Source organism: Streptomyces sp. NPDC001381 (assembly GCF_042895685.1).
In the GTDB taxonomy this organism is placed as follows: Bacteria; Actinomycetota; Actinomycetes; order Streptomycetales; family Streptomycetaceae; genus Streptomyces.
Window position 1 is genome coordinate 467,526 of the sequence record NZ_JBIAWO010000003.1, and the last position, 13,174, is coordinate 480,699.

The following is a 13,174-nucleotide window of genomic DNA, read 5'->3' on the forward strand; positions in this document are numbered from 1 at the left end:
CTTACCGGTCCCCTTGAAACATTTCCCCCACCCCACCGCATCAATGAGGTGAGGACGGCCAGGACGGCACGGCAACCGAACAGGGGGACGCGCATGAGGAAGGTCCGCGCGGACGAGTACGCCGAGTTCGCGGCGGCACGCACCGGGCATCTGTACCGCTCCGCGTGTCTGCTCACCGCGGGGGACACGCACCTCGCCGAGGACCTGGTCCAGGAGACCCTCGGCAGGCTGTACGTCCGCTGGGGCCGGATGTCCCGGGTGGACAACCCGGCGGGGTACGCGCAGACCGTCCTGACCCGCACCTTCCTCGCCCACCAGCGGCGCCGCAGCAGCCGTGAACGGGCCGTGGACGCGTTCCCCGACGTGCCCGACGGGAGCCGCACCGACACCCCGTTGCGGCTCACCCTGCTCCAGGCCCTCGGACGGCTGCCCGCCAAGGACCGGGCCGTCGTGGTGCTGCGGTACTGGGAGGACCGGTCCGTCGAGGAGACGGCGGGTGCCATGAACGCGAGCCCCGCGGCCGTACGGACCCGGTGCTCGAGAGCGCTGGGGCGGCTGCGGGAACTGCTCGGCGAGGACATCGGCGAGTACGCCCGCCCCTGACCGCACATCCCCTTGCTTCGACTTCATCCCGAGCCCGTGGAAACGGTGGTTCACCATGCCCGCAGACCAGCAGACGGATCCCTTCGAGGACCGGCTCTCATCCGCCCTGCACCAGGTGGGCGGCGCCTTCGACTCCCCCCGCACCGAGCTCGCCGCCGCCGGTGCGCGGCGCGGTCGGCGGTTGCAGTTGCAGCGCCGGACCGCGGTCGTGGGGAGCGTGGCGGGCCTCGCCCTGGTGGGGGTGGGCGGGGCACTGTTCGTGCCGCGGGACGGCGCGCCCGCCCCGCAGCCGACCTCCGTGGCCGCGAGCCGCACCCCCACCTCCGTGCCGGGGAAGACCTACTCCGCCGAGGACGTGGTCCGTACGCTCCAGAAGCTCCTCCCCCAGGGGAAGTTCATGAAGACGGAGGCGCGCGGCACGGACGAGGACCTGCCGCCGCTCGCGGTGGGCGTGTTCGACGACGGACAGGGCGAGGGGTCCGTCTCCGTGGGCCTGGACCGGATCACCTCGAACGGGAAGGGCATCGTCCCGTCCGCCGAGGTGCTCCCCTGCCCCGAGGACTCGCAGTCGGATGTCGACGGCTGTGTGACCGAAACCCTGTCCGACGGCTCCGCGATCACCGTCCACCAGGGGTACGAGTATCCCGACCGTCGCGTCGACACCAAGGCGTGGAGTGCCGACCTGGTCACCCCGGACGGACACCACGTCAGCGTCATCGAGTGGAACTCCCCGGCGGAGAAGGGCAAGCCGATCACCCGGACCGACCCGCCCCTGAGCCCGGGGCAGTTGAAGGCGCTGGCTTCCGCCAAGCAGTGGCGCGCGATCATCGAGGCCATCCCCGAACAGACACCGCCGACGGCCCCGGCGGCCCCCGCGGCCCGTCCCGGTTCCCTCAGCGGCGCCACGATCCTGCGCAAGCTCAAGCTGCTGCTGCCGAAGGAGGTCGTCATCCGCTCCGGCGGCAGCCAGGAGACCGAGTACGGCCATGTCGTCGTCGACGACGGCAGGGGCGCGAGTCTTGTGCAGATCAACGTCCAGCCCGGTATGTCCGACGTCGCGGGCATCTACGGCTCCGACGCGGAGACGCTCGCCGACGGTACGCGGGTCGTCCTGCGCGAGGAGCCCGGCGAGAAGGGCGGGGCGGGGGTCGTGAGGTGGACCGCCGACGCCCTGCGGACGAACGGCCTGCGGGTCGTCGTCAGTGCCTTCAACACCGGTGACCAGAACAAGGCCGCGACCCGGAAGACACCCGCTCTCACGCTGTCCGACCTGCGGCGCATCGCCCTCAGCCCGGAGTGGCTGAGCGACACCACGGTCCCGTGACCGGGGCCACCCCCGGAGCAGCGCCAGGATCTCGCCGAGGCTGGCGGCGATCCCGCCGAGGACGGTCCGGTTGACGCCCCGCCGGCGCAGCTGGACGTCCGGGTCGGTGCCGTGGGAGGCGCCCCGAGCACGAGCGCGGTCCTGTCGTCCAGCCCGGTCACCGGCACGGGACAGCACCTCTCCTCGGGGAGCAGCACTCCAGGAGAGGTACTGCCAGACTCAAGTTTGCGAAAGTCAACCAACTCGGCTCAGAAGAACTCCGACCACGGCTGGTCCCAGATCTGCTTCACGCACAGCACCAGGAACAGCAGCCCGGCCAGCGCCAGCATGCCGTTGCTCAGCGGTCCGTTGCGCCACTGGCCGGGCGTGCGGGACGAGTTGAGCAGCCACAGCAGCGTGCCGGCCAGGAACGGCAGGAAGGCCGCGCCCAGGACGCCGTACAGGATGACCAGACGGAAGGGCTGGCCCTGGAAGAGCAGGACGATCGGCGGGAAGGTCAGCCACAGCAGGTACGCCCTGAACGGCCAGGAGCGCTCGCGCTCACCGGAGGCGACCTCCGCGCCCCGCGCCCCGGAGCGGGAACGGTACCGCGCCACGAAGTCGGCGAACATCAGGCTGACGCCGTGCCAGACGCCGATCAGGGACGTGAAGGAGGTGGCGAAGAAGCCGATCAGAAAGAACTTGGCCGTCGCCCCGCCGTACTCGGCCTCCAGGATGTCGCTCAGCTGGACGAGCCCCTTGTCGCCGGTCGCGATCGCGACGTTCGCGGAGTGCAGCAGTTCCGCGCCGACGAAGAGCATCGCGACCACGAAGATGCCGGTCGTGGCGTAGGCGACGCGGTTGTCGAGCCGCATCACCTTCATCCAGCCCGTGTCGGTCCAGCCCTTGGCGTTGACCCAGTAGCCGTACGCGGCCAGGGTGATGGTGCCGCCGACGCCGCCGATCAGGCCCAGGGTGTTGAGCACGGAGTCCTTCTCGTCGGGCAGGACGGGGAGCAGGCCGGCCAGCGCGTCCGGGAGGTTCGGGGTCACCCGGACCGCCAGGTACACCGTCACCACGAACATGACGCCGACCAGCACCGTCATGACCTTCTCGAAGACCGCGTACTTGTTGAACCAGACGAAGACCAGACCGACGAGCCCGCACGCGATGCCCCACCACTGGAGGTCCATCACGTCCGGGAACAGCGCCTGCAGCGGCAGCGCGCTCGACGACATCGCGGCCGCGCCGTAGACGAAGCCCCAGACGACCGCGTAGACGACGAAGAAGTACGTCGTCCAGCGGCCGAGGCTCGCCCAGCCGTCGAACAGGGTGCGGCCGGTGGACAGGTGCCAGCGGCCGGCCGCCTCGGCGAGGGAGATCTTGACGAGGCAGCCGACGATCGCCGCCCAGAGGAGGGTGTAGCCGAAGTTGCTGCCGGCGATGAGGGTCGCGACCAGGTCGCCGGCGCCCACTCCGGTCGCGGCCACGACGATGCCGGGGCCGATGTGCTTCCAACTGCTCGTGCGGGGGGAGTTCTTGTCGATGCCGGATGGTGCCTCGGTGTCCGTGGGGTTTCCCGTGGTGTCCGCCATGACGGTCAAGAAAGCCCAAAGGGGCCGGGTGGGCAAGAGGGCGTGCGCGATCTCCACCCGATCCGGCGGCGCGGGGTCCGCCGGCCCTCACTCCCGCGGGTGCGCCCGGGGACCGTGTGCCGCGACACGCCGTCCGTGCGCCGCGCCGCCGATCGGACGCCGCTTTCCGCATGATTCAGGCCAGTGACTCCCAAATCCCCTCTTGACCTGACCATGCCAACGCCGGACCATGAGCGGCACTCGCACTGCCGCACACAGCAAGCGCACAGCACGACCCCCCACACCACCTCCCCACAAAGGAGCGTCATGCGACTTCGCATCCGCGGCTCAGGCGCCGGCGCCACCAGCGCCCGCGGCGGCAGACGGACCGCCGCCCTCGTCGCCCTGCTGGCCCTCGCGGCGGCCCCCCTCTCGGCGACGGCCACCGACGCCTCGGCCGACAGCGCCCCGAAGGCGGCCCGCTCGTCCGACGACATCCGCCAGTACGAGATCCACGTCGACCACAGCACCCCCCTCACGCGCACCGCGATCGCCCAGGCCGGGGTGAGCGTCGACGAGGCCGACGAGGAGACCGTGGTCGTCTCCGGCCGGGCGGACCAGATCCGGAAGCTGCGCGCCCAGGGCTACGAGGTCACCGAAGTGGGCTCCGCGCCCGACCGCCTCGCCGAGAGCGAGGTGCGGCTCTTCGACTTCCCGTCGGCCGACTCCAGGTACCACAACTACGCAGAGATGACGGCGGAGATCGACCAGCGCATCGCCGCCTACCCGAACATCATGAGCAAGCGGGTCATCGGCAGGTCATACGGCGGCCGGGACATCGTCGCCATCAAGATCAGCGACAACGTGGGCACCGACGAGGCCGAGCCGGAGGTGCTGTTCACCCACCACCAGCACGCCCGCGAGCACCTCACCGTCGAGATGGCCCTGTACCTGCTGCGCGAACTGGGGGCGGGCTACGGCTCCGACTCCCGGGTCACCAGCATGGTCAACGGGCGCGAGATCTGGATCGTCCCCGACCTCAACCCGGACGGCGGCGAGTACGACATCGCCACCGGCTCCTACCGCTCGTGGCGCAAGAACCGGCAGCCCAACTCCGGTTCCTCGTACGTCGGCACGGACCTCAACCGGAACTGGAACTACAAGTGGGGCTGCTGCGGCGGCTCCTCGGGCTCCACGTCGTCCGAGACGTACCGGGGCACCGCGGCCGAGTCGGCGCCCGAGGTGAAGGTCGTCGCCGACTTCGTCCGCAGCCGGGTGGTGGGCGGCAAGCAGCAGATCACCGCCGGGATCGACTTCCACACCTACAGCGAGCTGGTGCTGTGGCCGTTCGGGTACACGTACTCCGACACGGCGACCGGCATGACGGCCGACGACAACGCCGCGTTCAAGGCGGTCGGGCAGAAGATGGCCGCGAGCAACGGGTACACCGCGGAGCAGTCCAGCGACCTGTACATCACGGACGGGTCGATCGACGACTATCTCTGGGGCGTGCACAAGATCTTCTCGTACACCTTCGAGATGTATCCGACGTCCAGTTCCGGGGGTGGGTTCTACCCGCCCGACGAGGTGATCGAGCGGGAGACCTCCCGGAACCGGGACGCGGTGCTGCAACTGCTGGAGAACGCCGACTGCATGTACCGGTCGATCGGCAAGGCGACCCAGTACTGCGGTTAGGGCCTGTCGTTTGGATCAGGCCGCAGGAAAGTGACGGTGCCTTCGGGCCGGCCCGAGCGGGGTCCGGTGCGTGCGGCTGCAAGGCGGAGGAGGGCGTCGACGCGAAGCGTCGGCAACCGACGACAACGCCGCAGACGTGCGTGCCGGACCCCGCGTCTGCGGCGTGAGCCAAACGACAGGCCCTAGGTGCGCCCCGTGGCGAAGGCGCCGAGGGTCACGCCTCGCGCGCCTGGCCGGCCTCGGCCTCCTCGTCGCCCTCTTCGAAGTAGGCGTCGAGGACCTCGTCCAGCGCCGACTCCCACTCCTTGAAGCGCGCCCTGGCCGTCGCCTCGACCTCTATCGGGTACCAGCGGCGGTCAGGGGTGTGCACCGTGATGGTGAACCGCTTGCCGAAGCGCGGCGCCTCCGTCTCGATCGCGCCGATCTCGTCCCAGCGGAACTCGCACTCCTCCTCGTCGAGGCGGAGCCGGACACCCCTGGCGTCGGCGGTGATCCGCGCCCGGCGGTCGGAGGCCTCGAAGACGGGGCCGTCGGAGGGCTCGTCCGGCTCCTCCTCGGCGGGAGTCTCCGCCGCCCCGGCCTCGACGACCGCGTCCTGGACGTCGTCGCTGTCGTCGCTGTCGTCGCTGTCGTCGCTGTCGTCGCTGTCGTCGACGTCCGCGGCCGCCTTCGTCTCCTCAGGCTCCGCGGTCACGGGCGACGTGAGCCCGGGGATGAATGCCGGGTCGAATCCGGCGCCCTCCAGGGGCTGGCTGCTCGAACCTATGCGCTGCTCCACAGCGGGCAGTATGGTCGAAGATCCTGTGCCGGACACAGCCAGCCCCTACTTCGTTACCAGAGACCTACACGAACCGGGGTGTCCCGCTCGCCGACGGGGTGGCGGTGCGTCAGCCGAGCACGGCCAGCGCGTCGATCTCGACGAGCAGTCCGGCGGGGAGGCCGACGTAGACCGTCGTACGGGCGGCGGGCGGGGCGGTGAGGGCCTGCTCCTCGAAGTACGCGTCGTAGATCGCGTTCATCTCGGCGAAGTGGTCCACGTCCGTCAGATAGACCCGGATCATCATCACGTCGTCCCAGCTCGCGCCGCCCTCCCGGAGGACCGCCTCGACGTTGGCGAGGGTCTGCAATGTCTGCTCGCGCAGGGTGGGGCCGGCGGGCGTGGGCGGCCTGCCCTCCTCGGCGGGGAGGAAGCCGACCTGGCCGGCGACCTGGAGGATGTTCCCCTTCTTCACCCCGTGCGAGAACGTCGCGGGCGGGGCGGTGTGGGTCTTCGGGGTGAGCGCGGTCTTCTCGGTCATCGGGTCGCTTCCTTGATCGGTGTCCTGCCGGAGTACTCGCCGCTGATCGCGTCCGCCGTACGGCGCACCAGCGGGCGGAGGGCGAGGAGTTCGTCGGCGGTGACGACGACGTTCGGCGCGGAGACCGACATCGCGGCGACCACCCGGCCGTCGGCGCCGCGGATCGGTGCGGCGACGCAGTTGACGGACTCCTCGTGGCCGCCGAGGTCGGTGGCCCAGCCCTGCGCGCGCACCTTCTCCAACTCCCGCAGGAAGGCGGCGGCGTCGGGGGTGGAGCGGGCCGTGTAGTGGGGATAGTCGAGCTTCTCGGCGACCGCGCGCCGCTCGGCCTCGGGCAGGTCGGCCAGGAGCAGCTTGGCGACGGCGGCGACCGTGATGGCCACCGGCCTGCCGATCCGCGAGTACATCCGCACCGGGTAGCGGCTCTCCACCTTGTCGATGTAGAGGACCTCGCCCTCCTCGTACACGGCGAGGTGCACGGTGTGCCCGCACTGTTCGTTCAGCCGTACGAGGTGGGGGTGGGCGATCTCGCGGACGTCGAGGTTCTCCATGGCCTCCTGGGCGAGGGCGAAGAGGCGGGCGCCGAGCCGGTAGCGCTGGTCGGACTGGCGGTAGACGAGGCCGTGTTCGTGGAGGGTGCGCAGCAGCCTGAGGGCCGTCGACTTGTGGACGCCGAGGCGGCCGGCGACCTGTCCGAGGTCGGCGGGGCCCTCGGCGAGCAGCGGCAGGATGCTCAGGGCGCGGTCGACGGTCTGGCTCATGGGGTGCGTACCTCCTCGGGGGCCGCTGCGGCTCGGGTCCAGCCGGGGCCGAGTCGAAGTGTCCCCCACGTCCGGTCGTCGAGGGCGGCCAGACGGTCGGCGTGGCCCCGGGACGGGGGCACGGCGAGGTCTCCGGGGACGGTCAGGGCGGCGGCGGCCATGAGGTGCCCGTGCCGCAGCCGGTCGCGGGCGGGCAGCCCGCGCAGGGTGGCGGAGAGGAACCCGGCGGCGAAGGCGTCGCCCGCGCCGACGGCGGCGACGACGTCGACGTGCGGGGCGGGCACGTGGAGGGCGCTCTCCCTGCCGAGGACGGTCGCCCCGCGCTCCCCCTGTTTGACGACGAGCACCGCGGGGCCGGGGAGCGCGGTGCGGACGGCGTCGGCGTCCTTCAGGCCCCACACCTCCTCGGCCTCGTCCGCGCCGACGAAGACGAGGTCGGCGCCGCGCGCGAGGTCCCGCAGGACCCGTGGGCCGTCACCGTCCGTCCACAGCCCGGGCCGGTGGTTGACGTCGAAGGAGACGAGCGGGCGGCCGGGCCGCGGGGCGGTGAGGGCGCGCAGCAGCCCGAGGCAGTCCCCGGACAGGGCGGCCGTGATGCCCGACAGATGCAGCACCCGCCCCGCCCGCACCGCCGCCAGGTCCACGTTCCCCACGGCCATCGCGGAGGCCGCCGAGCCGGCGCGGTAGTACGCCACCTCGTGGGCGGCGGTGGCCCGGTCCCCGGCGGTGCGGAAGTAGACGCCGGTCGGGCGCTCCGGGTCCCGCCGCACGGACGTCACGTCCACCCCGTAGGAGCCGATGGTCTCGACGAGGTGGTCGCCGAAGCCGTCCGCGCCCACCCGGCTGACCCAGCGCACCGCGTGCCCGGCCGCCGCCAGCGCGCACGCCACGTTGGACTCCGCGCCGCCGACGGCCCGGTCGAAGGAGGGAACGTCGGCGAGGCGGCCGGGACGGGAGGGAAGGAAGGTGACCATGGACTCGCCGAGCGCGACGACGTCCACGCCGTCGGGGTCGTGGCGGGCTCCGGTCTCGGTCACGATCGTCGTGGCTCCCGGTGTCGGGGAAGGGGAGGCGGGTCCGTTGACCCCGCGTCGGCCGAGATGTTAGACAGCGTCAAGCGACATACGCAATGGATGTTGCACATACTGCAACGATCCTGACCAGGGAGGTTCCATGAGCACCGAGGCGCTCGCCCGACTCGCCGAGGAACGCGTCGACCACCGCTTCAAGGGCCTCCCGCCGGACGCCGACGGCCTCACCGTCGCCGAGCTGACCGCCCAGCGCCGCAACCTCTTCGCCGACGGCTTCGCGACCCCGGTCCTGGCCCTGTCCGCCGAGCGCCTGGAGCACAACCTGCGCCTGATGGAGACGTACGCGACCCGCCACGGCCTCGCGTTCGCCCCGCACGGCAAGACGACCATGGCGCCGCAGCTCTTCCAGCGCCAGATCGACTACGGCGCCTGGGGCATCACCCTGGCCGTCCCGCACCAGGTCAGGGTGGCGCGGGCGTACGGCGTGCGGCGGGTGTTCCTCGCGAACGAGGTCGTGGACGCCGCGGCCCTGCGCTGGTTCTCCGGCCAGTTGTCGGCCGATCCGGCCTTCCGGCTCGTCTGCTACGTCGACTCCGTGCGCGGGGTCGAGCTGATGGACGCGGCCCTGACCGGGGCGGCCCGCCCGCTGGACGTGGTCGTCGAACTGGCCGCCGGCGAGGACGCCCGTACCGGTGTCCGCACGGAGGCGGAGTGCGCGGCCGTCGCGGACGCGGTGGCCGCCACCGCGACCCTGCGGCTGGTGGGGGTCGCGGGGTACGAGGGCGAGGTCCCGCGGGCGGACCAGGAGCGGGTGCGGGCCTGGCTGCGCCGGCTGGTGGCGCTCGCCGTCGACTTCGACAAGGCGGGCCGGTTCGCCGGCGTGGAGGAGATCGTCGTCAGCGCGGGCGGCAGCGCCTGGTTCGACGCGGTCGCCGAGGTCTTCGCCGAGATCCCCGGCCTGTCCTCCCCCGTCCTGAAGCTGCTGCGCTCGGGCGCGTACGTCTCGCACGACGACGGCCACTACCGCCGGCTGACCCCGTTCAACCGGGTGCCGGGGGAAGGCGCCCTGGAACCGGCCTTCCGCCTGTGGACCCAGGTCGTCTCCCGCCCCTCCCCCTCCCAGGCGTTCGTGAACGCGGGCAAGCGGGACGCCGCCTACGACCTGGACCTGCCGTTCGCCCAGGTGGTGCGCCGCGACGGCACGGAGCGCCCGGCCACCGGCGTCTCGGTCACCGCCCTGTCCGACCAGCACGCCTGGCTGCGCACCACCGACGAGGCGGACGTCCGGGTGGGCGACTGGGTCGGCCTGGGCCTGTCCCACCCGTGCACGTCCTTCGACAAGTGGCCGCTGATCCCGGTCGCGGAGGCGGACGGCACGGTCGTCGAGTACATCCGTACGTTCTTCTGAGCGGAGGGCCGGCATGGAGGACCTCGTCGTCAGGGACGCGGACGTCGTCGACGGCACCGGCGCGGACTCCTACCGCGCGGACGTGGTGATCGACGGCGGACGGATCGTGTCGATCGTCAAGGAGGCCGCGGCGGCGGGCTGTCAGCGGCCCCGGGCCGTGCGGGAGCTGGACGCGGAGGGACTGGTCCTCTCCCCCGGCTTCATCGACATGCACGCGCACAGCGACCTCGCCCTGCTGCGCGACCCGGACCACAGCGCGAAGGCCGCGCAGGGAGTGACGCTCGAGGTCCTGGGCCAGGACGGGCTGTCGTACGCCCCGGTCGACGACCGCACCCTCGCGGCGGTCCGCCAGGCCGTCGCCGGCTGGAACGGCCCCGGCGACGACGTCGACTTCGACTGGCGGTCGGTGGGCGAGTACCTGGACCGCCTGGACCGGGGCATCGCGGTGAACGCCGCCTACCTCGTCCCGCAGGGCACGGTCCGCGCCCTGGCCGTGGGCTGGGAGGACCGCCCGGCCACGCCCCAGGAGACGGACCGGATGCGGCAGTTGGTGGCGGAGGGCCTGGAACAGGGGGCGGTCGGCCTGTCGTCCGGCCTGACGTACACGCCCGGCATGTACGCCGGGGACGCCGAACTGACCGGACTGTGCCGGGTGGTGGCCCGCTACGGCGGCTACTACTGCCCGCACCACCGCTCCTACGGGGCGGGCGCGCTGGAGGCGTACGCCGAGATGGTGGAGCTGACCCGGCAGGCGGACTGCCCGCTCCACCTGGCCCACGCCACGATGAACTTCGGCGTGAACGAGGGCAGGGCGCCCGAGCTGCTCGCCCTCCTGGACGAGGCGCTCGACGCGGGCGCCGACATCACGCTCGACACCTACCCCTACACGCCCGGCTGCACCACGCTCGCGGCCCTGCTGCCGAGCTGGGCGGGCGAGGGCGGCCCCCGGGAGGTCCTGCGCCGCCTCGCGCACGACGGGACCGCCGAACGCATCCGCCACGACCTGGAGGTGACCGGGGCGGACGGCTGCCACGGGGTGCCGGTGGACTGGGACACGATCGAGATCTCGGGCGTGACGAACCCGGCCCTCGGGGACTTCGTCGGCCGTACGGTCCGGCAGTCGGCGTCGCTGCGCGGCGAGACACCGTGGGCGACGGCCCGCCGGCTGCTGCTCGAGGACGCCCTCGGCCCGACGATCCTCCAGCACGTGGGCCACGAGGAGAACGTGCGGGCCATCATGCGCCACCGCGTGCACACGGGCGGCTCGGACGGTGTCCTGCAGGGCGCCAGGCCGCACCCGCGGGCGTACGGCACGTTCCCGCACTACCTCGGCCGGTACGTGAGGGAGCTGGGGATCCTGTCCCTGGAGGAGTGCGTGGCGCATCTGACCGGCCGTCCGGCGGCCCGGCTGCGCCTGCCCGACCGGGGCCTGGTCCGCGAGGGCCACCGCGCCGACCTGGTCCTGTTCGATCCGCGGACGGTGGCGGCCGGTTCGACGTACGACGCCCCCCGCACGCTTCCCACCGGCATCCCGTACGTCCTCGTCGACGGCCGTTTCGTCATCGAGGACGGCCGGCGGACGGATGTGCTGGCGGGCCGGGCGGTCCGTCGCAGTCCCGTGTGACGGAACGCCCGCGCGCCTTACGGCCTGCGCCTCACGGCTTGGGCAGGGTGCACGCGCTCGCGCTCAGGTTGAGCTGGTTGCCGGTCGTGAAGCAGGCGGGGATCTGGTAGGTCTCCTGGGCGTAGTTGATGCCCTGGCGGACGGTGACGTTGCCGCTCGCGTCGACCTCGCAGGGGTTGTTCACCGTGCAGGATTCGCCGTCCTCGTTGCCGGTGTTGTTGACGGCGACCACCTTGCCGGTGGACTGGTCGATCACCGGCGAGCCGGAGGTGCCGCCGATCGTCTGGCAGGCGGAGGTGTAGCGGACCGAGTCCTTCCAGGTCCAGTCGCCCTCCTTCAGGCGGTAGACGAACCCGTCGACGTTGCAGCTGTAGAGCCTCTTCCAGTAGCCGGACGCCACGGTGATGGCGGTGCCGGCGGTCGGATGGGTGTCCTGCACGGTCAGCGCGGAGATCCCGTACGAGTTCTTGATCGTCGCGTACGTGCTGGTGAGCTGGTAGATCGACACGTCCGTGTCGGTCATCGTCGCGTAGGCGAGCTTGCTGGCGCGCAGCGTCGCGACGCGGGTGCCGGAGGAGTTGAGCAGGCCGAACGTCCGGGAGGAGGCCTGGTTGGTGAGGACCTCACCCGGCTCCGGGAAGCCGGAGGTCAGGCAGTGGCCGTTGCTGAGCACCAGCGCCGGGTCGGTGTCCAGGGAGTTCGGGAAGCGGATGACCGATCCGGAACAGTTGCTGAGCGCCACGGTCCCGGCGAGGTTGACGGCCTGGAGCGTGGGCGCGGCCGCGTCCTTCGCGTCGGGCGCCGCGACCGCGGGTGCCGCACCGGCCCCGGCGACGGCCAGGGCGAAGACGGCGGCAACGAGAGGCTTTCTCATGTGGGGGTCCCCTCTGACGACGAGGCGACCGGAGATCTTCCGGCCGCCACTTTTTTGTCATGTGCATTCTTGGTACGGATGCACGGAGGGGCAAGCAGTTGATTCCGGCCGGGAGTTGGCGCGATCCGGTCCGTCTCCCGGTGGGACCCCCGGGCGGCGGCCGTTCACCGGCGGGCCCGGGACCGCGGCGAAGGTGCCACCTGCCGCGGTGTCAGTGCCCCCGCCCGCGGCCCTTGCCGTTGGAGTTGCCCGGGGCGGTGTCGGCCGGGGTGGAGTCGTCCGAGGTGGAGGACGTGACGGCGGGCGAGGGGGCGACGGAGGCGGAGGAGGCGGAGGAGGGGGCCGTCGAGGGCTCGCCGCTCACCGTCGGGCCGGCGGAGGCGTCCGCCGAGGCGCTCTCGCCGGGCGACGCGGTGGCGGTCGACGAACCGGAGGACTCGGCCGTCCCGGGCACGGCCGACCCGCCCGAGGACACCAGGTCCGTGACGCTGGGCAGGTCCGACCGGGTGCCGCCCTTCTCGCCGCCCGACCCGCTCGACGCGGACCCGGAGAGCGAGAAGCCGGCGATCACGGCGGCCAGGGAAGCGGCCCCCACCGCACCCGCGGCGATCATCACCCGACGCCGGCCGTCCCCGCGGCGGGCGGCACGACGGCGGTCCGCGCGGCCGCCGGGCAGGCCGTCGCCCCGGTCGAGGCCGATCCGGGGCAGCTGCTGGGTCTCGTCGTACGCGTTCTGCCAGCCGTGCGCGGCCGCCGGGTCGGCGTACTGCTCATAGGAGGGCACATCGGTCTCGGCGTACGGCTGGTACACGACCGGCTGAACCTCGGGCGCGTCGCCCTTCATGGAATTCACTCCGTTCGTCCCGTTTTCGTACTCGCCCGGCCTGGACATGGGCGCGCATTGTAGGGACGGGCACCCCTCAGGGGACAGCTACCGGCGATAACCGACCAAAACACCCGTCTCGCGTGGTGGAAAACACGCCCCGCGGAGCGTTACCGGGCC

12 protein-coding genes are annotated in these 13,174 nt (G+C 72.1%); 5 read left to right on the forward strand and 7 right to left on the reverse strand.

Annotated features, from left to right (window positions below):
* The first annotated feature begins 93 nt into the window (after positions 1-93).
* Entirely contained in the window at positions 94-603 is a 510-nt protein-coding gene (locus tag ACFY2L_RS15730; RefSeq protein WP_390658413.1) for a SigE family RNA polymerase sigma factor, read from the forward strand.
* A 55-nt stretch (positions 604-658) separates the two neighbouring features.
* Complete coding sequence (locus ACFY2L_RS15735; RefSeq protein WP_390822593.1) at positions 659-1,927, forward strand: hypothetical protein; 1,269 nt, start codon at positions 659-661, stop codon at positions 1,925-1,927.
* A gap of 248 nt (positions 1,928-2,175) precedes the next feature.
* On the opposite strand, the gene ACFY2L_RS15740 is transcribed toward ACFY2L_RS15735, so the two are convergent.
* On the reverse strand, positions 2,176-3,501 hold the full coding sequence (locus ACFY2L_RS15740; RefSeq protein ID WP_390658411.1) for an Nramp family divalent metal transporter: 1,326 nt from the start codon (positions 3,499-3,501) through the stop codon (positions 2,176-2,178).
* Positions 3,502-3,807: 306 nt separating this feature from the next.
* Between ACFY2L_RS15740 and ACFY2L_RS15745 the strand changes: the two genes are divergently transcribed.
* Positions 3,808-5,175 (forward strand): M14 family metallopeptidase, encoded by a 1,368-nt coding sequence (locus ACFY2L_RS15745; protein WP_390822594.1) that lies wholly within the window; start codon positions 3,808-3,810, stop codon positions 5,173-5,175.
* 214 nt (positions 5,176-5,389) lie between these two features.
* On the opposite strand, the gene ACFY2L_RS15750 is transcribed toward ACFY2L_RS15745, so the two are convergent.
* From ACFY2L_RS15750 to ACFY2L_RS15765, 4 genes are all read right to left on the reverse strand, one after another.
* Positions 5,390-5,953 (reverse strand): hypothetical protein, encoded by a 564-nt coding sequence (locus ACFY2L_RS15750; RefSeq protein WP_390822595.1) that lies wholly within the window; start codon positions 5,951-5,953, stop codon positions 5,390-5,392.
* Between the two features lie 109 nt (positions 5,954-6,062).
* Positions 6,063-6,473, reverse strand: a complete 411-nt coding sequence (locus ACFY2L_RS15755) for a RidA family protein (RefSeq protein WP_390658408.1) — start codon at positions 6,471-6,473, stop codon at positions 6,063-6,065.
* Complete coding sequence (locus ACFY2L_RS15760; protein WP_390658407.1) at positions 6,470-7,234, reverse strand: IclR family transcriptional regulator; 765 nt, start codon at positions 7,232-7,234, stop codon at positions 6,470-6,472. Before ACFY2L_RS15760 ends, ACFY2L_RS15755 begins: the two co-directional genes overlap by 4 nt.
* The gene (locus tag ACFY2L_RS15765; RefSeq protein ID WP_390822596.1) at positions 7,231-8,271 is read right to left on the reverse strand and encodes a sugar kinase; all 1,041 of its coding nucleotides are present in this window, start codon (positions 8,269-8,271) and stop codon (positions 7,231-7,233) included. The genes ACFY2L_RS15760 and ACFY2L_RS15765 overlap by 4 nt, the downstream gene beginning before the upstream one ends.
* Positions 8,272-8,407: 136 nt before the next feature.
* Between ACFY2L_RS15765 and ACFY2L_RS15770 the strand changes: the two genes are divergently transcribed.
* Positions 8,408-9,673: an amino acid deaminase gene (locus ACFY2L_RS15770; RefSeq protein WP_390822597.1), complete on the forward strand. Its 1,266-nt coding sequence runs from the start codon at positions 8,408-8,410 to the stop codon at positions 9,671-9,673.
* Between the two features lie 13 nt (positions 9,674-9,686).
* Positions 9,687-11,297 (forward strand): amidohydrolase family protein, encoded by a 1,611-nt coding sequence (locus ACFY2L_RS15775; RefSeq protein ID WP_390822598.1) that lies wholly within the window; start codon positions 9,687-9,689, stop codon positions 11,295-11,297.
* A gap of 31 nt (positions 11,298-11,328) precedes the next feature.
* On the opposite strand, the gene ACFY2L_RS15780 is transcribed toward ACFY2L_RS15775, so the two are convergent.
* Together ACFY2L_RS15780 and ACFY2L_RS15785 are read right to left on the reverse strand one after the other, a co-directional pair.
* A complete protein-coding gene (locus ACFY2L_RS15780; RefSeq protein WP_390822599.1) occupies positions 11,329-12,171 on the reverse strand; it encodes a serine protease in 843 nt (280 codons plus the stop codon).
* 211 nt (positions 12,172-12,382) lie between these two features.
* Entirely contained in the window at positions 12,383-13,015 is a 633-nt protein-coding gene (locus ACFY2L_RS15785) for a hypothetical protein (RefSeq protein ID WP_390658402.1), read from the reverse strand.
* Positions 13,016-13,174 lie beyond the last annotated feature (159 nt).